1 pseudogene is annotated in these 215 nt (G+C 43.7%); it reads left to right on the forward strand.

From position 1 onward, the window contains the following. Positions 1-215, forward strand: a pseudogene (locus tag KV696_RS09855) (hypothetical protein); the annotation flags it as partial.

Raw genomic sequence — 215 nt, forward strand, 5'->3', positions numbered from 1 at the left:
AAGGTTGTTGTTCAAGACAAATCCCACTTAACTCCAGAAGAGAAAAAACAAGTGGAAGATAAGGTCAAAGCGAAGAACCCAGGTAAGACTGTCACAGTAGGTGACGATGGAACTGCAACAGTTACCGATCCAAGCACTAAGATCAGTCATCCAATCGCAGGAAAAGACCTAGTTATCGAAGACTTCACCCCAGTGAAACCAGATGAGAAGGTTGT

Source organism: Streptococcus humanilactis (assembly GCF_019448275.1).
Lineage (GTDB): Bacteria > Bacillota > Bacilli > Lactobacillales > Streptococcaceae > Streptococcus > Streptococcus humanilactis.